This window comes from Mycobacterium liflandii, assembly GCF_022354805.1.
In the GTDB taxonomy this organism is placed as follows: domain Bacteria; phylum Actinomycetota; class Actinomycetes; order Mycobacteriales; family Mycobacteriaceae; genus Mycobacterium; species Mycobacterium marinum.
Window position 1 is genome coordinate 5393693 of record NZ_CP023138.1, and the last position, 22635, is coordinate 5416327.

Below are 22635 nucleotides of genomic sequence, written 5' to 3' on the forward strand. Positions count from 1 at the left end.
GGGCCGCGCGCCGCCGCTACGCCACGGCAACCCTGCGATGGTGCGGGATCTCCCGCGGGTCAGGGAAGCGGATGTGGTGTGCCGAACAGGATCGTGTCGAGTGCGTACGAGATGACTATCAACTGGAATCCGCCGGCAAGTGTGATCAGTCCCGTGCTGGCGGCGATCGGATTGCCGATCGCGTTGATCAGTCCCTCTATGGGCTGGCCGTTGATTGCCTGGATCACTCCGTCCAGGAACAGGTTGAGGTTGTAGCTGGGCAGAGTGAATACAAGCTCACTGGCGATATCCGTGGTCGGCAGCAATGTCGCGTAGGCCGTCGAGAGCGTCTTGACGAAGCCACGCGAGATCGAGCTATTCGCCGGCTGCACCGCCAAGATGAAGTCCTCGATTGATGAGGCCGGAGATGTCGAAGGCGGCAACGCCGGCGTACCTGCCCATGGCGGATTCGCCGTCAATGTGTGCGCTATGTCCGATAGCGGAATGCTGGGCGGCCTCTGGGCTTGGAGCGCAGCGCCCGAGTTGACGATTCCCTGCTGCGTCCCCGCGGCTAGGTGCTCGGCCACCGTGAGCGGGCTGACCGGCGGGAACAAGCCAAACGGTGTGGGCACATTAGCTGGCCCGGTGTCGTAGCCGTAGGCCGGGTCGCCATAACCCAAGTTCACCAGCACCCTCAGATTTGGCTCCAGCAGTTCAGCCAGCGGGTCGCCGACGTAGGGGATGAAGCGCAGCGGCGCCAGCAACGGCAGGTGCTCAGTTGGAATCATGTAGTACGTGCCCTGGGTTGGGCCCTCGGTGGGCAACTGAACGGCTGAGTCGAGCTGCGCCTGCGTAAGATGCTGATAGTCAGCGTGCACGAACGGGATACCCATAACTGCGTTGATGTCGGCAAGCAAGTTGATCGGGTAGCGCGGGAAGTCGGCGAAGCCGTCGTATTCGAGCGTGTAACTGACGGTCGGAAAAGCATTGTCTGGAGTCGCACCGTAGAACGTGAAACCCAAGCTCGGCAACGTGAGGTCGGGGAACCGAGCAAGCACGCCGCCGTTGGGATTCATTGGGTTGCCGAGCAATACGAAATTGACTTGTGAACTCGTGACGCCTTCGGCCAAGAGCTTCGGCATCACGAGCGAGGACAGCACCGCGCTTTGGGAGTAGCCCAAAACAGCGACGGAACTCCCGGCGGGCAGGGCAGCGAGCTGCTGCAGGATCGCGTCGTTGAGTATCGTTGCACCCCGGGCCAGCGATATGTCCAGGGTCAAATCCTTGATGCCAGTAAACGGGTATAGCCCGTTGGGGGTGGATACGCCTTGCGGAGCGGTCGCAGAGGGGAAATTCGGCTCGACGTACTTGGTGTAGACGTCGCTGATGTAGCTTGCCGAAGGTGTCGGCACACCACTTTCACTCAGGATCAACGCGGCCTCAACGGATTTCAGAGGAGCCCCTGACAGCAACGCCGTCGCTGATGCCGCCACACTTTCCGGGCCGCTGAGCACCGGCGCGAACAGGTTCGCGACTGGTTCGGTGAGCCCCGCAAGCGCCTTCACGGCCGCCGCCTCGGCGCGCACATAGGAGTCGCTGGCCGCGAACAACGTCTGCGCAAACGCATCGTGAAACGCCGCCGCTTGCCGGCTGACCGCCTGGTACCCCTGGGCGTAGTTGTCGAACAGCGTCGCTATGGCCTCAGACACCTCGTCGGCGGCCGCCGCAGCCAGGCCGGTTGTTGGCCCTGCCACCGCCAGATCAGCTTGATTGATCGCCAAACCTATTTCAGCCACTTCCGTAGCCGTTGCGGTCATCGCCTGTGGGCTCGCGAGCAGATCGATCACTGCCAATCCTTCCGTAACTCTGGAACTGGGCATAGCACGCCGGACACGGTCACAAGCTGAGCAGCGCTGCGGATCTCAACTTCTTCCGGCGCCACGAGACCACGAACGCCCCGCCCCGCATGCAGGTCCGCATACGTGGCAGGGCTCCGGCGTTGTTGATTAGCAGGCTTGTGAGCTGGGTTGATGATCTTTGGTGCCGCGCTATTGGGGCCGGAGTGTAGGCACGGGCTCTCTGGAGAACGATCGAGTTGGTTACTGTTCGTCGTTGGTCTGGAGTTGCCCGTGCCTACCGTTTCAGTATTGCCTGTGTCGTCGGTTCCAGAGGTGTTCGACCGCTGGAGTCCTGGTGAGCGCAGCGAGCTCATCGGATCGGAGTTTCTCGATGTGTTGGCCTCGGTGCCAGACCCGAGGGACCCACGCGGTCGGAGGTATTCGCTGATGGCTTTGTTGGCGATCGCGGTTCTGGCCACTGCCGCGGGGATGCGCGGCTATGCTGGTTTTGCCACATGGGCGGCCACCGCTCCCGATGATGTGTTGGCCCAATTAGGGGTCCGGTTCCGGCGGCCCAGTGAGAAGACCTTCCGCGATGTTTTGTCTCGGCTAGACCCCGCCGACCTCAACGCCAGGATGGGCAGTTACTTCACTGCACACGTGGCCAGCAGCGACCCCAGTGGATTGGTGCCGATCGCGTTGGACGGCAAGATGCTGCGTGGTGCTTTACGCGCCAAAGCGACAGCCACGCATCTCGTGTCGGTGTTCGCCCACCGTGCCCGATTGGTGCTCGGTCAACTCGCTGTCGCCGAGAAAAGCAATGAAATTCCCTGCGTACGTGCCCTGCTCACGCTGCTGCCGGGTAGCTTGCGGTGGCTGGTCACCGTGGATGCGATGCATACCCAGGTCGTCACCGCGAAGTTGATCTGCGCCACCTTGAAGTCGCACTACCTGATGATCGTCAAGTCCAACCAAGCCAAAATACTTGCGCGTATCACCGCGCTGCCCTGGGCCGAGGTGCCCACAGCCGCTACCGACGACTCCCGCGGCCACGGCCGTGTCGAGACCCGCACCCTGCAAATCATCACCGCTGCACGAGGAATCGGCTTCCCCTACGCAAAACAAATCATCCGGATCACTCGTGAACGCTTGATCACCGCCACCGACCAGCGCAGCGTGGAGGTGGTCTATGCCATCTACAGCCTGCCGTTCGAGCACGCCCGCCCTACCGCGATCATGACCTGGATGCGTCAACACTGGGGAATCGAGAACAGCCTGCACTGGATACGCGACGTCACCTTCGACGAAGACCGTCAAAGGGCACATACCGGAAACGGCGCACAGGTCCTAGCAACGCTACGCAACACCGCCATCAATCTGCACCGCCTCAACGGCGCCGACAACATCGCCGAAGCCTGCCGGATCACCGCTTTGACCGCCAACCGCCGCCTAGACCTCCTCAATCCACAATTCCCCAGCTCACAAGCCTGCTAATCAACAACGCCGGAGCCCTGGCATACGTGGTTACGTCCTTGGCCAAAAGCCTTGACTCGCAGTCGAACATCAATATTCAAGAGTTCTCGTTGTGGGTACTGATCCGTCTTCCGCCGGTGTCCCTCCCCGGCCGATGTCAGGGTTTGGTTGTCGTTCTCGCGTCGACAACCGGACCGACCCGATCGACGTCCATCGCCGTCAGTCGGTTCGTCCTTTCCGTGGTCATGGCGGGGCACCGTGCATCGATTAAACAGCCAAGCCCTCTATGAATTCTCAACACTGCTTGAATTGGCCTAGATGCCGCGGCTATTGGCGCGAGACCGGCCACCCGTGGCCTGGAGAGCTGCCGGCCGATGCGATCCTCTAGAACGGACCGCAATCGCTCCTCCCTATCCGGCCGGGTAGCCCAGCGATTTGATCTGGGTGTACTGGTCGAATCCAGCGACACCGTTTTGACGACCCACGCCACTGTCTTTGTATCCGCCGAACGGTGTATCGGCCCCGTAGGGGGCGCCACCGTTGACGCCGATGAAGCCGGCCCGCAGCCGCCGGGCTACCGCCAGCGAATGCTCCAACGAACCCGACATCACGTTGCCGGCCAATCCGTACACGCTGTCGTTGGCGATCCGGATCGCGTCCTCTTCGGTGTCGAACGGGATCACCGACAGCACCGGGCCGAAGATCTCCTCCTGGGCGATGGTCATAGAGTTGTCGACGTCGACGAAAAGCGTTGGCCTCACATAAAATCCCCGGTCGAATCCGGTCGGGGCATCCGGCCCGCCGACCAGGCAGGTGGCTCCTTCCTCGACACCTTTGTTGAGGTATCCAAGCACGCGTTTGCGTTGCTTGTCCGAGATCACCGGGCCGCACAGCGTGGCGGGGTCCTGCGGATCTCCCGGCATAACGTTGTCGTAGATGCTCTTGAGGATCGCCACCCCCTCGTCGTAGCGCGATCGCGGCAGCAGCATCCGGGTCGGGTTGGCACAGCCCTGCCCGGCGTGCATGCAGGGTGCGATACCGATCGCGCATGCCAAGCCGAATTCGGCGTCTTCCAAAACGATGGTGGCCGACTTACCGCCCAGCTCCAAGAACAGCCGCTTCATGGTGGCCGCGCCCTTTTCCATGATCCGTTTCCCGACGCCGGTCGAGCCGGTGAACGAGATCAGGTCCACCTTGGGCGAGAGGGTGAGCTCCTCCCCCACCAGGTGGTCCGAGGCGGTAACCACGCTGACGACTCCCGGTGGTATGTCGGTCTTCTCGGCGATCAGTCGGCCCAGGCGGGTCGCGTTGAACGGGGTGTCGGGCGCCGGTTTGAGTACCACGGTGTTACCGGTGCCCAGCGCCTGGCCGAGTTTGTTGATGGTGACCTCGAACGGGAAATTCCACGGCACAATCGCACCGACCACCCCGACCGGCTCCCGCCAGACTTTGCGGGTGGTCATTTGGCCCGTGATACTGACCAGCACGTCACCCAGGTCGGTTTCCCACGGGTATTCGTCGATCAGCTTGACGGGATAGCGCAGCGCGTCGGCTAGCGGCGCATCCAGCTGAGGTCCGAAGGTAATCGCGCGAGGCGCCCCGGCCTCGAGGATGAGTTCTTCACGTAGCTCTTCCCGTTCGGCCTCGATGGCCTCCTGGAGTTGTTCGAGACAGCGCTTGCGCAACGCACGGTTGGTTGACCAGTCGGTCTCATCGAACGCCCGCCGGGCGGCATCGATGGCCCGGTGCATATCGGTCTTCGACGCGTCGGCGACTTCCCCTAGCGGCTCCTCGGTGGCCGGGTTGATGTTGGTGAAGGTGCCGGCCTGGCCATCGACGAGCTTGCCGTCGATCATCATCTTGGACTCGAACCGAACTTCGACAGCCTCGGTGGTGTCAGCCATGTTTGTCGCTCTCTATAGGTGGGGCGCTCCGCGAAGCGCCGGGAGGCGGGATGCTCAGCAATAGCCGAGCCACCCTATAGAAAGCCTTACCGCAAAGCAGCCGGTTGGCAACCACGAACATGCGGGCGTCCGGGCCTACCGCGTGTCCCGCAGACCGGCATCGATGAAACCGGACCGCTATTTCTCCAGATCAAATCCCCGTGACGGCCGGGCATACTCGCAGCCTACGAGCCGCGATAGCCGAGGCCAGCAGGCCCAAGCGCGTCAGACGATCCGAACTCAATGGGGTCGCCAATCAATTGGTCGCTCGTCGTCGTTTCCAGCCCGACGTCCTGATTGACCAAATATCTGTTCCGAGGTAGGCATCCAGTCCGGGCGTATTCAATGCACGGCCAGAAACGGCGGAGCTACTGGGGACTCCGTTGGGGAAACCGCGATCGAGACCGGCCCAGTCCACGTTCGGCCGGCTACCCATCGGGACTTCTCCGTGGCCGCCGACAGAAACGAAGAAGCGGCCATATCGGAGCGAAGTTCATTGCTCGGGAACGGCATCTGCTGGGACACCTGCACAACAAGGCGTCCTGGCAGTCAGCCAAACTGGGCGGTGGCCTGCTCGATGAGTCGATCAACGGTGATGCACGCGGCTTCTAGCTGCGCCAATTGCCCTGCCAGCCGAATTCCCATCGCCGTCTCGGCATGGGTCGGCTGCTGTGGGTAGGTTGCGGTGAAGACCTGCCGCAGCCGCTCTGCGTCGCGGTCGACATGACGTTGACGGCCGGCATTGCGGAGCAGGTGGCGCAGCCTGCTTGTTGTCAGCGCGGCGGCCCGGTTCGGGTTCGGTGCGACGGATAGGAGCATACGAGCATCGCGACGGACCAGCCCGCCTTGGAGGGGGTCAGCGAAGGCGGCGATGGCGGCTGGGTAGAAGTCCATGAGCAGGTCGACGATCCGATTCTCAAGCTGCTGACGCAGCCATACCGCGTTTTGTAGGTCTCGAGCCAGCGCTCCAAGAGCATCAGGCGGCCCGGTATAAGGCGGTAGCGGCCGGAGGGCGGCCTGGTTGGTGCGCACAATGTTCGCGAGCAGCACCGGGCCGCTGTTGGCGGATTTGGCTGCCGACACTGCGTGACTTGTGTGATATCGCGCGGACGCCAGCGCATCGATGGAGTAGATGGGACGGCCGGCGGAGCGCAGAGCTATCACCCATAACCTGCGGTCGACTTCGGCCGCTAGGGGTATCGGATGGTGTGGACTGTCACCGGCTCGAGCTAGCAGCGTCAACAAATGGGTGAGTCCCGCAGGTCGCTCTGAACTCGTTTCCGCAGCACTATTCGTCCAACGTCATCGACCGCCCCAACGTCGTGAACTTCCGCGCCCCAAACGATTCCACAATACGAGTGCGCGCTATCATATGAACGAATTTCAGGCACAGGGAAATCCTTTATGACTATGCATTCCAGTTCAGCGACTGGACGAGCTGAACAGTCAGGGTTGGCATCGTGTTGGCCAGTGCGTTCTTCATCATGAGTGTGCCATAGCCGGCCAGGACCGAGCCGTTCTTGACCGTGCGCTTCCGGCGGTGGCCGTGGTCACGGGAATAGGTGCACGAGCATGGTTAAACATGTCTTACGCTCGACGTCGGCGCCAAAGGCGAAACGTTGCAGCCCTATCAACAGATAGCCCTTCGCAAGTTGTTTGCGAGGTGTTTCGAGGGCTGTCGTAAGGCCCTGATCACCCCAATCGGCGGGTATGGATATCCCTGCGCCACGCTGGGACGGCTCCCTCGGAATGGCCGCCCGCTGGCGAATCGACCGCTGATTGAGAATTGCGATATTGATCGTTGGTTAAAGTTCCGGTCGAACGCAAGGGTCGCGTTCGACATTCGAATCTTGTTGATTGCTCCTTTTGCGGAGACCAAGCGACGGAGCAAAGTCATTGGCTGATTCCCGGCGAGACCAGCGCCATCAGCCTGGGGCGGACCCCAGGGCTCCGGCGTTGTTGATTAGCAGGCTTGTGAGCTGGGGAATTGTGGATTGAGGAGGTCTAGGCGGCGGTTGGCGGTCAAAGCGGTGATCCGGCAGGCTTCGGCGATGTTGTCGGCGCCGTTGAGGCGGTGCAGATTGATCGCGGTGTTGCGTAGCGTTGCTAGGACCTGTGCGCCGTTTCCGGTATGTGCCCTTTGACGGTCTTCGTCGAAGGTGACGTCGCGTATCCAGTGCAGGCTGTTCTCGATTCCCCAGTGTTGACGCATCCAGGTCATGATCGCGGTAGGGCGGGCGTGCTCGAACGGCAGGCTGCAGATGGCATAGACCACCTCCACGCTGCGCTGGTCGGTGGCGGTGATCAAGCGTTCACGAGTGATCCGGATGATTTGTTTTGCGTAGGGGAAGCCGATTCCTCGTACAGCGGTGATGATTTGCAGGGTGCGGGTCTCGACACGGCCGTGGCCGCGGGAGTCGTCGGTAGCGGCTGCGGGCACCTCGGCCCAGGGCAGCGCGGTGATACGCGCAAGTATTTTGGCTTGGTTGGACTTGACGATCATCAGGTAGTGCGACTTCAAGGTGGCGCAGATCAACTTCGCGGTGACGACCTGGGTATGCATCGCATCCACGGTGACCAGCCACCGCAAGCTACCCGGCAGCAGCGTGAGCAGGGCACGTACGCAGGGAATTTCATTGCTTTTCTCGGCGACAGCGAGTTGACCGAGCACCAATCGGGCACGGTGGGCGAACACCGACACGAGATGCGTGGCTGTCGCTTTGGCGCGTAAAGGCACCACGCAGCATCTTGCCGTCCAACGCGATCGGCACCAATCCACTGGGGTCGCTGCTGGCCACGTGTGCAGTGAAGTAACTGCCCATCCTGGCGTTGAGGTCGGCGGGGTCTAGCCGAGACAAAACAGCGCGAAAGGTCTTCTCACTGGGCCGCCGGAACCGGACCCCTAATTAGGCCAACACATCATCGGGAGCGGTGGCCGCCCATGTGGCAAAACCAGCATAGCCGCGCATCCCCGCGGCAGTGGCCAGAACCGCGATCGCCAACAAAGCCACCAGCGAATACCTCCGACCGCGTGGGTCCCTCGGGTCTAGCACCGAGGCCAACACACCGAGAAACTCCGATCCGATGAGCTCACTGCGCTCACCAGGACTCCAGCGGTCGAACACCTCTGGAACCGACGACACAGGCAATACTGAAACGGTAGGCACGGGCAACTCCAGACCAACGACGAACAGTAACCAACTCGATCGTTCTCCAGATAGCCCGTGCCTACACTCCGGCCCCAATAGCGCGGCACCAAAGATCATCAACCCAGCTCACAAGCCTGCTAATCAACAACGCCGGAGCCCTGGGGCGGACCATAGTGGATCACACCTCGGCCGCATGGTGTGGCGTCACCATGACACCGGCCGGCACCCGCCACAAGACCTACGCCGATCACTGCATGCCCGCCCCGTGATCGCCCGCAGACTCAGCCCCGACTGGCGCAGATCGGCCATCTCGATCCGCTCGTCCCGAGACAGGTATCGCGAGCTGACTTGCCGGACCGGCAGACGATCCAGCGGCGGGACGAACCCGACAGCGACGCCGTTGCGGCAAGTCTTGCAACCCCGCGTCCGGTTCGTCGCTGCGGACCGGGAAACACCGACTACGCGGGCCGCAGCACGCACGCTCCAGCCGCGAGCCCCCAACTCCATGAACCGCTGATGCTTGACCGACTGCGGACGACGTTCCGGCCCCATTTTCACCCGACGCGATGATGCCGGCACAACCTCTAGAACCTAGAAAAGTGTTGCGACCACGCCTAGCCTGGATTTTTCGTGAAACGTTGCGAGTTTCGGAGTGTAGATTTGCGAAAGTTCCTGTCGTGCAAGGGATGATGAAATTCTCTACGCTTCAAAGATCCTGACAGGAAGGCACTTCACAGGTGGAGCGACACAAGGTCGCATGTGAAGTTGGCATCAGTCGCTCGACGAGCCGGAACTGGCGCAACGGCATCAGGGTGCACCGAAAAGACGGCAGGTACGGGTCGTGCCCCCTGGCCCCTGGCCCCTGACCACCACGGTCATCTCTTCACGGTTTGTGTCCGAGACCGAACGCATCGAGATCGCCGAGTTCGACCGACATCACCCTCGACGAAAAATTGAGGCCAGACCTCGACTCCGAGGACTCCGATTGGATCGGCGCGCTATCCGATTCCCGTCCTCGGCACCACGCTAGGCCGGGACTGTATTGGGTTCGGGCTGGCACCGCCTCGGCCCAGCATTCCACCGGGCATCCCGCCACCGGCACCGGCACCCGCACCCATCGGCATCGGCATCATCGGCATTCCGGCGGGTCGTCCCGCCGCGGCCATCTCAGCCTCATTGGCGACACCGGCCGCGCCCAACCCCGACATCGCCGAGCTAGCCATCCGCGTGGGCATCGATCCCTCCCAGGTCGGCGGAACCGATACCGCGCCGACCATCCGCGCTTTGCCCAACCCGGCCGAAATCGATGAACCCAGCCCCGCCCCGCCCATCGCCTTCACGCCACTAACCGGTGCGTCCACCAACTTCGCTGCGCTCGCGGGGATTCCGGCGGCGGTTGCGCCGGCCACCCCGGCGGTCGACCCGCGCAGCGAACTACTCATCAGGTTCATCAGCGGTGACATCGCCATGCTGAACGGGTACATCAGCATCGACGCATCCTGCAGTGGCAATGACTGCAGCGTCGTCAGCGCCGTCGGAACGGCCGCCATGACGCTTTGCACCGGTGTGGCGAGCGCCGAGGACGCGGATGTGACCATCCCGAACGCCTGCGTTCCGATCTGGGATGCCAATCCAGCCAGGTCCACGGGCGGCAGACTGAACGGCACCAGGGCGGCGGCCACCGACGACGCCCCACCGTGATAACCCACCATGGCCGCAACATCCTGGGCCCACATCTCCAGGTAGTCGAATTCGTTGGCCGCAATCGCGGGTGTGTTCTGGCCCAAAATATTGGTTGCCACCAACGACACCAACGACATCCGGTTGGCGGTGACGGCAGCCGGGTGCACGGTCGCCGACAGTGCGGCTTCAAACGCCGTCGCCGCCGTCCGAGCCTGATTGGCCGCCGACTCGGCCTGGCCCGCCGCTGCGCTCAGCCAGCCCACATACGGCGCCGCGGCGGCCGCCATCGACACCGACGCCGGACCAGACCAAGACCCACTGGACAGCCCCGAGACGACCGAATCAAATGATGACGCCGACGCATACAGATCCTGCGCCAACCCTTCCCAGGCCGACGCCGCGGCGAACAACGGCCCCGAGCCCGCGCCGGAGAATATCCGAGTCGAATTTATCTCTGGCGGTAACCAAGCAAAGTCCAACATCATCACACCCCAAACCGTTCAGCCGCCCCAACGCCCCGGACAACTCGCCTGTCGACAACCTCCGCAACTGCGTTTGACCCCCGAGGCAACAGTCGCCATTCGGCGACAATTGCCAATACGGCCAGATGCTAGGACGGGGTCGGCGCCGGCGTCCGGGCTTTCACATGGGACCCTGCTGTCAATAGCCCGCCAAGCCGCTGTCAGCTCGGCCGGGGCCCTCTCACCGGGCGTGCGCCGGCTACGCCGCGCCAGCGCAGTCAGCAAGATCGAACCACGGGCCGGGCCGCCCCTGGCGCACGTCGCTGCAAGCCGATCGCGCAGCCAACCGGCAGTTCGACAGGACCGGGCAGCCGGCCCGCACCGGCACGCTCGTGACCACTGCCCGAGCACCCAGTCTGCTAGATTTAACAAAAATTTGGTTGGCAGGAGGGACGAAGGCATATGTTTGCTAGGTCGCAATTCTGCCGACCCATACACCGGTAGCCTATGGCGAAGGTCAATGCAGCGGCGAAAAGCCGGTGGATGGCTGATCACCGAGATCAGGCCGGGACGGACGACTCCGGGACGCGCCGGACCGAGATTCTCCAGACCGCAGCGGCGTTGATAGCCTCGTCGGGTTTGCGGACGTCGCTGCAGGAAATCGCTGACGCCGCAGGCATTCTGCCGGGCAGCCTCTATCACCATTTCGAGTCCAAAGAGGCGATCCTGATCGAACTGATCCGCCGCTATCAGGACGACTTACATCAGATCGGGCAAAGCTGGCAAGCGAAGCTGGACCAACCCGATTCGCGAACCGTGGCCGAGAAGATCACCCAACTGGGAGCCGCGATCGCCAACTGTGCGGTAGCGCATCGGGCCGCGCTTCAGATGTCGTTCTACGAGGGCCCCAGCGCGGATCCCGAACTGATGAAGCTGACGTCGCAACGTCCGCTAGCGATACAAGAAGCCATGCTGCAAACGCTGCGCGCGGGGCGGTGGAGCGGCTACATCAGGACCGAAATCGACCTCCCCACGTTGGCCGACCGGATCTGTCAAACAATGCTGCAAGTAGGTCTGGACATGATGCGTCGCAACGCATCCGCCGACCAGGTCTCCGGGTTGATGTGCCGAACCATTCTGCAAGGCTTGGCAAGCCACGCACCAACCGACGTGGATCTGGACGGTTCCAATGCGCTGTCCGCAGCAAACGACGTGATCGCGACATGGATCGACGAAAAGGACGCCGATCCCAGTGACAAGGCCGCCCACGTTCGGGCGGTGGCACGAATGGAGTTCGGGCGCAAGGGTTACGAAGTCACCACGATCAGAGACATCGCATCTGCGTCCGGACTTGGCACCGGGACTGTGTACCGGGTGATCGGATCCAAAGACAAGCTGCTGGCGTCAATCATGCGTTCGTTCGGACACAAGGTCGAAGCGGGCTGGGTCGCCGTGCTGCGCTCGAACGCGACGCCGATCGAGAAGCTGGACGCGCTTAGCTGGGTGAATATCAATGCGCTGGATCAGTTTTCCGACGAGTTCCGGATTCAGCTTGCGTGGATGAGACAGTCGCCACCGGATACTCCCAACCCGGGGTGGCTCTACGCCGCGCGGCTGCGACAGATGAAATCGCTTCTGTCCGAAGGTCTGCGGTCCGAAGAAATACAGATCGAACCGCCGTCCATCACGATGCTGGCCCGATGCGTCATCGGTTTGCAGTGGATACCGGAGAACATCTTGCACTTCGTCGGCACCCGTGCGGCGCTCATTCACGCCCGTGACACGGTGTTGCGTGGCGTCGCCGTGCGCGGCCAGTAGCGGCACCGCTTTCTCCGGCGCGATTGAACCAACTGCGCTATTGAACCAAATATATGTTCCCCTTAGAGTGAGGCGGGTAACCGGGGCCGGGGAAAGGGACCTTGATGACAGTTGTGGATCGGTTGCGGTACGACGGCAAACGAGCGCTGATCGTCGGCGGCGCCACCGGGATGGGCGCCGCGGCCGCCAAGTCAGCGGCCGAACTCGGCGCCGAAGTCATCGTGATGGACTACGCGCCGGTGGGTTATGACGCCGCCCAGACGCTGAGCGTTGATCTGCGCGACCCGGCATCCATCGACTCCGCTGTCGAGCGGCTGGGCGGGCCGGTCCATGCGGTGTTCTCCGCGGCCGGTGTCGCAGACGGACCAGACCTGATGAAGATCAATTTCATCGGCCACCGCCATCTGATCGACCGCCTGCTGGCCAATGACCAGCTTCCTTCGGGATCGGCGGTCTGTTTCATCTCGTCGGTCGCGGGCATGGGCTGGGAGAACGACCTGCCGCGGCTGACCGAGTTCCTGGCCACTCCTGACTATGGAGCGGCCCAGGACTGGGTATCGGCGCATGAAGCCGAGGGCATCATTCACTACGGCTTCAGCAAGAAAGCCATCAATGCCTACGTGGCGACCAGGGCCTATCCCCTGCTGAAAAGGGGGATCCGCATCAACGCCATCTGCCCAGGCCCCACCGATACCCCGTTGGCGCAAGCCAATGCCGACCTGTGGCTCACCTTCGCGCAGGACTACCGCGACGAGACCGGCTCCAAAGTGCACACCCCGGAGCAGATGGGCGACGTGATGGTGTTCCTCAACAGCGCGGCCGCCTTCGGGATCAGCGGGATCACGCTATTGGTGGACTACGGGCACACCATATCGTCACTGACCGGCGCCTACCCGCCAGGCAAGCCCATCATCGACCTCATCATGGGCCGCGTCCCGATGCCCTAGCGGTAGCGTCGCTGCTATGACGCGTGTTGTTGTCTTTGGTGGCCACGGCAAGGTCGCTCTGCTACTGGGGCACATCCTGGCCGACCGGGGCGACCAGGTGAGCTCGGTCTTCCGCAACCCCGACCACCGCGATGACATCGCCGCAACGGGCGCCACACCGGTGCAAGCCGATATCGAAGGGCTAGATACCGCCGCGCTGGCCGGACTGCTGACCGGGCACGATGCGGTGGTGTTCTCCGCCGGCGCGGGCGGCGGCAATCCAGCGCGCACCTATGCCGTCGACCGCGACGCCGCCATCAGAGTCATCGATGCCGCGACGCGGGCGGGTGTGCAGCGGTTTGTGATGGTCTCCTATTTCGGCGCCGGCCCTAATCATGGTGTATCGGTTGATGATTCGTTCTTCCCGTATGCGCAGGCGAAGGCGGCCGCGGACGCCCATTTGCGTGCCAGCAACCTGGACTGGACCGTGCTGGGGCCGAGCCGGCTCACCATGGAACCGGCGACCGGGCGGATCTCAATTGGCACGGGCAAGAGCGGCAAAGCCACGGTCTCGCGCGCCGATGTCGCGCGGGTGATCGCCGCCACGCTCAACGACGACTCAACCATCGGCCGGACCATCGACTTCAACAACGGCGATGTGCCCATCGCCACGGCATTGGCAGACTAACCGGCCAGTACGCGACCGCGGGGCGGCAGAGTAACCTGGACCACGCAGCTGGTCTGCCGTCATCGCCCCACGCGGTGTCGGCATCGAGCGAGGCATCAACGATGCGTCGTAAGAGGGAATCCGGTGAGAATCCGGAACTGTCCCGCAGCGGTATGCGGGAACGACCGCCGTCATGAACGAAACAAGCACTGGTCCTTCACGACTGGGAAGCGACGGCCACTAGGAGCACCACCGGGTGCGCGCCTGCGAGTCCGAAGACCTGCCAGTTGTGCCGGGCGCGCCGCGCCCGGCGGCTCATCGCCTCGTGGAATGGGCGTTCGGCCGAAGCGGTTGTGCTCGTGCGGTCAAAGCATGGCGCAGTCGGGTCGGTTGTGCGTCCGAGGGCGGTGATCACCCCGTCAATTGAAGGACGCGCTGTGACTCAGCTAGTAAGCCAGCAACCATTTTTCGCAACCATTACCGGCTCTCCCCGTATTGGTCCGCGCCGCGAACTCAAGCGCGCAACCGAGGGCTATTGGGCGGGACGCACCAACCGAGCAGAGTTGGAGTCCGTCGCCGCCACCCTGCGTCGCGACACCTGGACCGACCTGGCCGCGGCCGGTCTGGACTCAGTTCCGGTGAACACCTTCTCCTACTACGACCAGATGCTTGACACCGCAGTTCTGTTGGGCGCCTTGCCCACCCGAGTAGCCGGGATCTGCGACGACCTGGACCGCTACTTCGCCGCGGCGCGGGGCAATGCTGAGGTCTCGCCCTTGGAGATGACCAAGTGGTTCGACACCAACTACCACTACCTGGTCCCCGAGATCGGGCCGGACACCCGGTTTGGGCTGCATCCCGACAAGGTGCTCGCCGAATTGAAAGAGGCGCAGGAGCTCGGCATCCCGGCACGGCCCGTGGTCATCGGCCCGGTCACCTTCCTGCTGCTCAGCAAGGCCGTCGACGGCGCATCCGCGCCGATAGGGCGGCTCGAGGAGCTGATGCCGATCTATTCGGAGCTATTGTCACTGCTCGCCGATAGCGGTGCCCAATGGGTACAGCTGGATGAACCGGCGCTGGTGACCGACATCTGCCCCGACGCGCCCGCGCTTGCCGAACGGATGTACACCGCGCTGGGGTCACTGGCCAACCGGCCGGCCATTCATGTCGCTACCTACTTCGGCGACCCGGGCGCCGCGCTGGGGGCGCTGGCCCGTACCCCCATCGAGGCGATCGGCGTCGACCTGGTTGCCGGTGCGCACACCGCGATCGCGTCCATCGTCGCGGCTCCTGAGCTGGCCGACAAAACGCTGGTAGCCGGCATCGTCGACGGTCGCAACATCTGGCGCACCGACTTGCAGGCGGCGTTGAGCCGGCTGGCGACCCTGCTTGGTTCGGCAGCCAGCATCGCGGTGTCCACGTCGTGTTCGACCCTGCATGTGCCGTACTCGTTGGAGCCCGAGACCGACCTGGACGCTAGCCTGCGCAGCTGGCTGGCATTTGGCGCGGAGAAGGTGGCCGAGGTCGCGGTTCTGGCCCGCGCTCTGCGCGAGGGGCGCGAGGCGGTCGCCGCTGAGATCGCGGCGTCCAACGAAGCGGTGGCCTCCCGCAAGAAGGATCCACGGCTGCACAACGGGCAGGTGCGGGCCCGCATCCATGCCATCCTCGCCTCGGGTGTGCATCGGGGCGATGCCGCCACACGCCGACTCAGCCAGGAGGCACGGCTACAGCTGCCGCCGCTACCCACCACGACGATCGGCTCCTATCCGCAGACCACGGCGATCCGAACCGCCCGTGCGGCACTGCGCGCCGACGAGATCGACGAGGCGGAGTACGCGCGCCGGATGGAGAAAGAGATCGCCGACGTCATCGCCCTACAGGAAGAGCTGGGACTCGACGTGCTGGTACACGGTGAGCCGGAACGAAACGACATGGTGCAGTACTTCGCCGAGCAGTTGGACGGCTTCTTCGCCACTCAGAATGGCTGGGTCCAGTCCTACGGCAGCCGCTGCGTGCGTCCGCCGATTCTCTACGGTGACGTCGCGCGCTCCCATCCGATGACGGTCGACTGGATCAGCTACGCGCAGTCGCTGACCGCCAAGCCGGTCAAGGGCATGCTGACCGGCCCGGTCACCATCCTGGCGTGGTCTTTCGTGCGTGACGATCAGGCGCTGCCCGATACCGCCAATCAGGTGGCGCTGGCCATTCGTGATGAGACCGTGGACCTGCAGTCGGCCGGCATCGCGGTGATCCAGGTCGACGAGCCGGCGCTGCGCGAATTGTTGCCACTGCGGCGCAGCGAGCAGGATGTGTACTTGCGTTGGGCGGTAGCCGCTTTCCGCTTGGCGACGTCCGGAGTTGCCGACTCGACCCAGATCCACACTCACCTGTGCTACTCGGAATTTGGTGAGGTGATCGGGGCCATCGCGGACCTTGATGCCGACGTCACCTCCATCGAGGCGGCACGCTCCCACATGGAGGTGCTCGACGATCTGAATGCGATCGGTTTTGCCAACAGTGTGGGCCCCGGCGTCTACGACATTCACTCACCACGAGTGCCCAGCGCCGAGGAGATGGCGGATTCGCTACGTGCCGCCTTGAAAGCCGTTCCGGCTGGGCGGCTCTGGGCCAATCCCGACTGCGGGCTCAAGACCCGCAACGTTGATGAGGTGACGGCGTCCCTGCAGAACATGGTCGCCGCCGCACAGAAAGTACGACCCGAGGCGTAGGGGTCTGTCGAGTGTGACGCCACTGCGAGTTTCGCGATGAAATCTCGCAGTGGCGTCACACTCGACGCTCGACGGCCTTACTCCGACTGCACCTGGACTGGTACGTCGTCGGCCCAGGGCTGTCGCGTCACCATGTCCGAGACCCGCACCCATCCCCGCTCGAATTCGCCGGTGGCCGCATCCACCAGGCGGTAGGCCTGAGTCTGCTTGTGGATCGGTTGCGCGTCGAGCAGCACGATACGCACCTCCCCCGGCTCGAAGTTGCAGCGCTGCTGCATCGCGGCGATGAGTTGCTCGTTATGCATGTGTCCGTCGCCGAAATTCCAGCCGACGGCGGTGCTGCAGATCCGCTCCCCGTCGGTGATGACATAGTCGTCTTCGTCCTGGCCGGCCATTGCCCGGTGGGCCAAGGTGAACAGCGCCCTGCCGTGAGTGTTCATGGCGCGGAACGCGTATCCGAGATACATCGGGATCTGCGCCCGGTCCTTGCCGTAGAAGCGCTCCAGCTGAGCCTGCGGCATGCTGGCGATTGCGACGATCCCCCGCTTGATCTTGGCGTCAGCCGAGGGTTTGATGCACCACAACGTGGTGTCCCAGTTGCCGGCGTAATAACGCATCCCGGGCAGAAACGAGATCTTGCGCGGGAACAAGTTGCCCAAGATGACAATTCCTGCCACCACGGCAAACAGAATCGCTACCGGCACAGGGCTTTTCACATCGGTTAGGCCGAGGTCAGCATGGCCGACGAACAGCGCCAACACGCCGAAGATCATGAATACGTTCCACTCCAGCGGTACCCCCATCGGAATCGCCGTCAGAATTCCCAGGTGGAAGCAGACCATCGCGATCGCCGCCGCGGTGGTCGGCCAGCCGCCGTGCGACAGGAACAACGCCACGGGAACGAACATTTCGATGAAAGTGCTGAGGTGCGCGAGCATGCGTGACAGCAATCCGGGCCGCAGATCGTCGGGAAACTTTGCAAAGAACATCCGCTTGATGAAGCGCGGCCGGAACAAGGGGTTGTTGGACATCATCGTGGAGATCACGAATGGGAAGTGCCAGTTGAGCTTGGAGGTCGCCGCACCCATCCAGATCACCAGGAACACCAGCTTGGCGGCCACGATCATGTCTATCCCGCCGAGCAGAAAGGTGACCGTCAGCGTCCCGTAGACCTCACCGCGGGCGGCCAGGAAGATCACCTTGTCGCGCAGCCCCACCATCGCCAGGAGCAGCAGGATCATCACGATCTCCCACATCGGCAGCAGCCCCACCTTGCTGCCCAGCTCCGGCATCGGGCCGGAGCCATCGGTGAACAGCGCCGTCACCAACATGATCAACAACAGCGCATAGAGCGCGACATCCACCGGCTTGCGTTTGGTCCCCGCGGTCCACGGGACGCGCTCGGGCCAGGGTGGCAGCCGGATGGTGCCGAATCGTAGCCAGTACAAGCTCGAGCCCATGGGCGGGAAGAACCGGTTGTTCAGCGGGCCGAACCCGCAGCCCAGCCCGACGACCTCGAACAGCATCGTGTAGAGCACGACCTTCTGGAACACGATCGGCTCGGTGTACCACGACTTGACGTCGGTGAATCCTTCGATTCCTTTGGTGCTGAACACGATCAGCCAGCCCACCAGGATGTAGAGCAGGATCTTGCCGACGTAGAAAAGGTGCATCACGACCGGAGTGCCAAAGCCGACCTCGGCCCAATGGCGGGCCATCGGGCGGATCTTTTCACTGCGGGTGCCCTTGCCCCATTCGACAATGTCGACCTGCGGCAGCACGGGCTTGAGAAATCCCATGGTTTCACACACTAGAACGTGTTCTAGTGTTTCGCCGCGCAGCCACGGCAAGCCGGGTTTGCGCCCGTCGGCTATCCGGCCTGCCGAGCCGGCGGCCGGTAAAAGATCAGCAACTGGCCGAAGGCCCCGGCCAGCCCAAGCCCAAGCGATGCCACCAAACCCGGCCAGCCATTGAGCCAGTTGTTCCCGAATATCACCCAGTCCAGGCTCAGTTTTCCAGCACCGATCGTGGCCACCGCGACGGCGCTGAGGGCGAGCACCAGGTTGTACTCCCAGCCCTCTTTGACGATGAAAAATCCGTTGGCTCGGTGCACGGTCCAGGCCGCGACGAACATCAGCGAGACAAAGCCCGCCGCCGGGATCGGAGTGAGCAGGCCGGCCGCAAGTCCCAAGCCCGCGGATACCTCGGTGATCGCGGCCACCGTGGCGTGAAACTTTCCGGGCTTCATGCCGATGCTTTCAAACCATCGTGCCGTGCCCGGAATCCGGCCGCCGCCGAAGAACTTGTTGAATCCGTGCGCGGCCATTGTGAGGCCCAGCACCAGCCGAAGGATCAGTAATCCGACATCGTAGGGAGCCATGAGTGCAAACCTAGATCATTCGGCGCATCCCACAACAGCAGCGCCGAGCCGCGGACGCTACTGAACCGTGTGGAAACATAGCGAGCGTTCTGGGAGTTTGCCGAAGACCACAAGGGGGTGCACCACGACTCGTTTCTCACGAGCCGGGGGCATCCCGTTCACCGGCCCCGCCGTGGTGTTACTGGACGGCCGCGCACATCAGCCTCGGGAGGTCCTGGGCAACAAGGGCCACGGTATCGACTCAATGCGCCGGAACAATCTGCCGGTGCCGCCTGCCTTCTGCATCACCAGCGAAGTGGGCGTGCGCTACCTGGCGGATCCAGCACCAACACTGGACGCGATCTGGGACGACGTCGTGGACCGGATCAGATGGCTGGAGGCCGAGACGGGACGCACCTTCGGCAGCGGGCCGCATCCGCTGCTGGTCAGTGTGCGCTCGGGAGCCAACCAGTCGATGCCCGGCATGATGGACACAATTTTGGACCTGGGCATGAACGACACCGTCGAGCAGGCCCTGGCCTCCCCCGGCACCGGCGACTTCGCGCGCGACACCAGGCGCCGGTTCACCCGCATGTATCGGCGAATCGTGGCGGGAAGTGATCCCCCCGACGACCCCTACGAGCAGCTACGTGCTGGCATCGGCGCCGTGTTCGCCTCCTGGAACTCTCCGCGCGCCATCGCCTACCGCAACCACAACAGTCTCGACGACCAGGGCGGCACCGCTGTCGTGGTTCAGGCGATGGTGTTCGGCAACCGCAGCGCCGATTCCGGCGCCGGGGTGCTGTCGTCGCGCAATCCGATCACCGGCGCCAGCGAACCGTTCGGCGAATGGCTACCCGGCGGTCAGGGTGATGACGTCGTCTCGGGTCTGCTCAAGGTAGAACCGATCACCGCCCTGCGCGACCGACTGCCGAAGATCTACCTCGAATTGTTGGATGCCGCGCGCGGCCTGGAACGGCTCGCGGCCGAGGTGCAAGAAGTCGAGTTCACCGTCGAAAGCGGAAAGCTGTGGCTGCTGCAGACGCGATCCGCCGAGCGGTCCGCGCAGGCTGCGGTGCGATTGGCGCTGCAACTGCGCGGTGCCGGCCTGATCGACGATGCCGAGACGCTGCGCAGAATCACCCCCACCCAAGTGGAGACCCTCTTGCTGCCCACGCTGCAGCCGGAAGAGCGTTTGGCCGCATCGCTTTTGGCAAAGGGCCTGCCGGCGTGCCCGGGAGTGGCCGCGGGCCTGGCCTACACCGACGTGGACGAGGCGCTGGACGCCGCCGACCGGGGCGAGCAGGTGATCCTGGTGCGTGACCACACCAGGCCCGAAGACGTCTCGGGGATGCTTGCCGCGCAGGGCATCGTCACCGAGATCGGTGGCGCTGCCAGCCACGCTGCGGTGGTCAGCCGTGAGCTCGGCCGGGTGGCGGTGGTCGGTTGTGGTGACGGGGTTGCGGCCTCGTTGGCCGGCAAGCGGATTACCGTCGACGGCTACACGGGCGAAGTGCGCGAGGGCATTTTGGCGCCGTCCGCGTGGTCGGAGGACGACACACCCGAGCTACGCGATCTCACGACGATCGCGCTGAAGATCAGCCCGCTGCGCGCGCATGCGAGCGGCGACTACCCCAAGCTCGACGATCCTTCCGAGGCTGGGGTGCTGACCGCGATGGCCGCCGGCTACACCGATGTCGTCTCGGACGCACCGCTGATCACCATGTTGAACGCGCTACGTGTGCAGGACGGTCTATGACGGAATTGGCGATACTGCAAGCAATCAGGTTGAAGGGGCGGGTGAGCCCGCCCGACCTTGCCGAGACGGTGAGCCTGGACCTGGCCGAAGTCGCGGACACGGTCGCGCGGCTGACCGCGGCAAACCTGTTGGTCGGCGACACCACATTGCGCATCAGTCCCGAGGGCCGGGTCCGGCTCAGCGAATTGCTGACCGAGGAACGCAACGCGGCGGACGCGACCACACTGGCCAACGTCTACAGCGACTTTCGTTCCGTGAATGCCGATTTCAAGGCTCTGGTGACAGAGTGGCAGCTCCGAGGCGGCAAACCGAACAGCCATGACGACGCCGACTATGACGCCGCAATCCTGGCCCAGCTTGATGATGTGCACCAGCGGGTGGAGCCGATCATTGCGACCGCGGCGACACAGCTGCCGCGGCTGCATGCTTACTCGAGAAAGTTGAGTGCGGCGCTGGGCAGGGTCAAGGCCGGCGAGACCGCCTGGTTGACCCGCCCGCTCATCGACTCCTACCACTCGGTGTGGTTCGAATTGCACGAAGAATTAATCCTGGCCGTCGGGCTGACCCGCGAGCAGGCGGCTAGATCCGGTGACGCCCAGTAGTTTTCGCTACAAGGCCTGGTCAAGGAGTTCCAGGTAGGAGTCGATGTCGGCCACCGCTGACTGTGCCGCGTGGACGCTGACCGCAATGGTGTCGCCGATGCCGTGCACGCCATGGGTCAGCCCCATCACCGGTGACAGCGCCGGATACCCGGCCGTGAGCACCACCGCAGCTTCCCCGAAGCTCAGATCGGCAGCGCCGCGGTGCACGCTGGACACCACCGTGTTTCCGGCCACCTGATCCGGCCGCATGTCCGCATCGAATTGGCTTACCCCCCAGCGCAACAATGCGGCGGGGACCCTCGCAAAGGCGAGATCGGACGCGCTGGCCGCCGGATGCTGCATGCGACGACGGGCGTTGGCCAGATCGGCGGCGATTCGATGCATCCGCTCGCCGCGTTCGAGCTGCGGATACAACCCGACAACGATGTTGCCGAAGTGGTTGTTTGCTTGCCGCAGTCCCGGTTTGGCCATCGGGACTTCGGCGCCCAACTGTTCGGCGTTCCCGTCGGGTAGCCGTGACAGTGCGGCCGAAACCGCGGCCAGCACCGCGACCGTGACTGTCGGACCGCAGATCTGGGAGCGATGTCGCACCAATGTGCGCAGCTCGCGGGCGCCCTCGGGCCTGGCGTTGGTGCTGCGCAGCGGCCGCGATCCGGCGCCGGGTGCCAACAATCCGGCTTCGGTGTCACGTACCAGACGGCGGTGCGTACAGACCGCATCGGCGGCCACCCTGGGCAGAAAGCCCCGCCGCCGGGGCTCCGCCGAGGGGATGGGAGCGCGGCGCCCAAACAGCCGGGCCGCCAATGCCGAGGCGCGCACGCCGTCGCCGAGGGCGTGGGCGACCTGCACGACGACAACGGTGCCCGGTGCCTGGACGCCCGGAATCCCGCTAACGGGGGCAAATACATGTGCCCGCCACGACATCAGCCGAATATCCAGCTGCTCGCGCGCCAGCCCGACCACCGCCGCGAGGCAACCGTGCCAGCTGTCGTCGTCAAGGTTGTGCCGGACCACCTGTTCGGACCCGACGTCGGTGGCTAGCCACCGCGGATAGGTCAACACAGCGCCGTCGTGGACGCGCATCCGCAGCTCCGGACACGCGCGGGCCCGGCGGACGAGCTGATCGATGGCGCACTCTGGTTCGGCCGGTCGACCGTCGAATGCATACAACAGGAATTGATCGTTGGGCATTTTCGCCGACATCCAATAGAACTGCGCATCGACGGCCGCCATCGGGTGCGCCGCCACC

At 63.8% G+C, this 22635-nt stretch carries 14 protein-coding genes, 1 pseudogene and 1 riboswitch; of the genes and pseudogenes, 7 read left to right on the top strand and 8 right to left on the bottom strand.

Going from position 1 to position 22635, the window contains the following annotated elements; all coding sequences use genetic code 11:
• Positions 1–59 precede the first annotated feature (59 nt).
• Complete coding sequence (locus CKW46_RS23915; protein WP_482052490.1) at positions 60–1826, bottom strand: PE family protein; 1767 nt, start codon at positions 1824–1826, stop codon at positions 60–62.
• A gap of 282 nt (positions 1827–2108) precedes the next feature.
• Here CKW46_RS23915 and CKW46_RS23920 point away from each other — a divergent pair, with 282 nt between their 5' ends.
• Positions 2109–3311: an ISAs1-like element IS2404/ISMul1 family transposase gene (locus CKW46_RS23920; protein WP_482053470.1), complete on the top strand. Its 1203-nt coding sequence runs from the start codon at positions 2109–2111 to the stop codon at positions 3309–3311.
• A gap of 389 nt (positions 3312–3700) precedes the next feature.
• Here CKW46_RS23920 and CKW46_RS23925 read toward each other — a convergent pair whose 3' ends face one another.
• From CKW46_RS23925 to CKW46_RS23940, 4 genes and pseudogenes are all read right to left on the bottom strand, one after another.
• Positions 3701–5149: an aldehyde dehydrogenase family protein gene (locus CKW46_RS23925; RefSeq protein ID WP_036451074.1), complete on the bottom strand. Its 1449-nt coding sequence runs from the start codon at positions 5147–5149 to the stop codon at positions 3701–3703.
• A gap of 633 nt (positions 5150–5782) precedes the next feature.
• Complete coding sequence (locus tag CKW46_RS23930; RefSeq protein WP_499018396.1) at positions 5783–6478, bottom strand: IS110 family transposase; 696 nt, start codon at positions 6476–6478, stop codon at positions 5783–5785.
• A 718-nt stretch (positions 6479–7196) separates the two neighbouring features.
• Positions 7197–8400: pseudogene (locus CKW46_RS23935) on the bottom strand (ISAs1-like element IS2404/ISMul1 family transposase).
• A gap of 980 nt (positions 8401–9380) precedes the next feature.
• On the bottom strand, positions 9381–10550 hold the full coding sequence (locus tag CKW46_RS23940; RefSeq protein WP_012395888.1) for a PPE family protein: 1170 nt from the start codon (positions 10548–10550) through the stop codon (positions 9381–9383).
• 519 nt (positions 10551–11069) lie between these two features.
• On the opposite strand from CKW46_RS23940, the gene CKW46_RS23945 reads away from it, so the two are divergent.
• From CKW46_RS23945 to metE, 4 genes are all read left to right on the top strand, one after another.
• Positions 11070–12344, top strand: coding sequence for a TetR/AcrR family transcriptional regulator (locus CKW46_RS23945; protein ID WP_041300567.1), 1275 nt, complete (start codon positions 11070–11072; stop codon positions 12342–12344).
• A gap of 104 nt (positions 12345–12448) precedes the next feature.
• Positions 12449–13291: an SDR family oxidoreductase gene (locus tag CKW46_RS23950; RefSeq protein WP_117436476.1), complete on the top strand. Its 843-nt coding sequence runs from the start codon at positions 12449–12451 to the stop codon at positions 13289–13291.
• 16 nt (positions 13292–13307) lie between these two features.
• Positions 13308–13958: an SDR family oxidoreductase gene (locus CKW46_RS23955; RefSeq protein ID WP_012395891.1), complete on the top strand. Its 651-nt coding sequence runs from the start codon at positions 13308–13310 to the stop codon at positions 13956–13958.
• A gap of 55 nt (positions 13959–14013) precedes the next feature.
• Positions 14014–14239: riboswitch (cobalamin riboswitch) on the top strand.
• Positions 14240–14374: 135 nt separating this feature from the next.
• Positions 14375–16666, top strand: a complete 2292-nt coding sequence (gene metE / locus CKW46_RS23960; protein ID WP_015356872.1) for a 5-methyltetrahydropteroyltriglutamate--homocysteine S-methyltransferase — start codon at positions 14375–14377, stop codon at positions 16664–16666.
• 77 nt (positions 16667–16743) lie between these two features.
• Here metE and CKW46_RS23965 read toward each other — a convergent pair whose 3' ends face one another.
• Together CKW46_RS23965 and CKW46_RS23970 are read right to left on the bottom strand one after the other, a co-directional pair.
• On the bottom strand, positions 16744–18465 hold the full coding sequence (locus CKW46_RS23965) for a DUF3556 domain-containing protein (protein ID WP_117436478.1): 1722 nt from the start codon (positions 18463–18465) through the stop codon (positions 16744–16746).
• A 71-nt stretch (positions 18466–18536) separates the two neighbouring features.
• The gene (locus CKW46_RS23970; protein ID WP_015356873.1) at positions 18537–19046 is read right to left on the bottom strand and encodes a DoxX family protein; all 510 of its coding nucleotides are present in this window, start codon (positions 19044–19046) and stop codon (positions 18537–18539) included.
• A gap of 172 nt (positions 19047–19218) precedes the next feature.
• Here CKW46_RS23970 and CKW46_RS23975 point away from each other — a divergent pair, with 172 nt between their 5' ends.
• Positions 19219–20784 (top strand): pyruvate, phosphate dikinase, encoded by a 1566-nt coding sequence (locus CKW46_RS23975; protein ID WP_015356874.1) that lies wholly within the window; start codon positions 19219–19221, stop codon positions 20782–20784.
• A complete protein-coding gene (locus tag CKW46_RS23980; RefSeq protein WP_117436480.1) occupies positions 20781–21386 on the top strand; it encodes a MarR family transcriptional regulator in 606 nt (201 codons plus the stop codon). Before CKW46_RS23975 ends, CKW46_RS23980 begins: the two co-directional genes overlap by 4 nt.
• A gap of 6 nt (positions 21387–21392) precedes the next feature.
• On the opposite strand, the gene CKW46_RS23985 is transcribed toward CKW46_RS23980, so the two are convergent.
• Positions 21393–22634: a WS/DGAT domain-containing protein gene (locus CKW46_RS23985; protein ID WP_020786265.1), complete on the bottom strand. Its 1242-nt coding sequence runs from the start codon at positions 22632–22634 to the stop codon at positions 21393–21395.
• Position 22635: the final 1 nt, after the last annotated feature.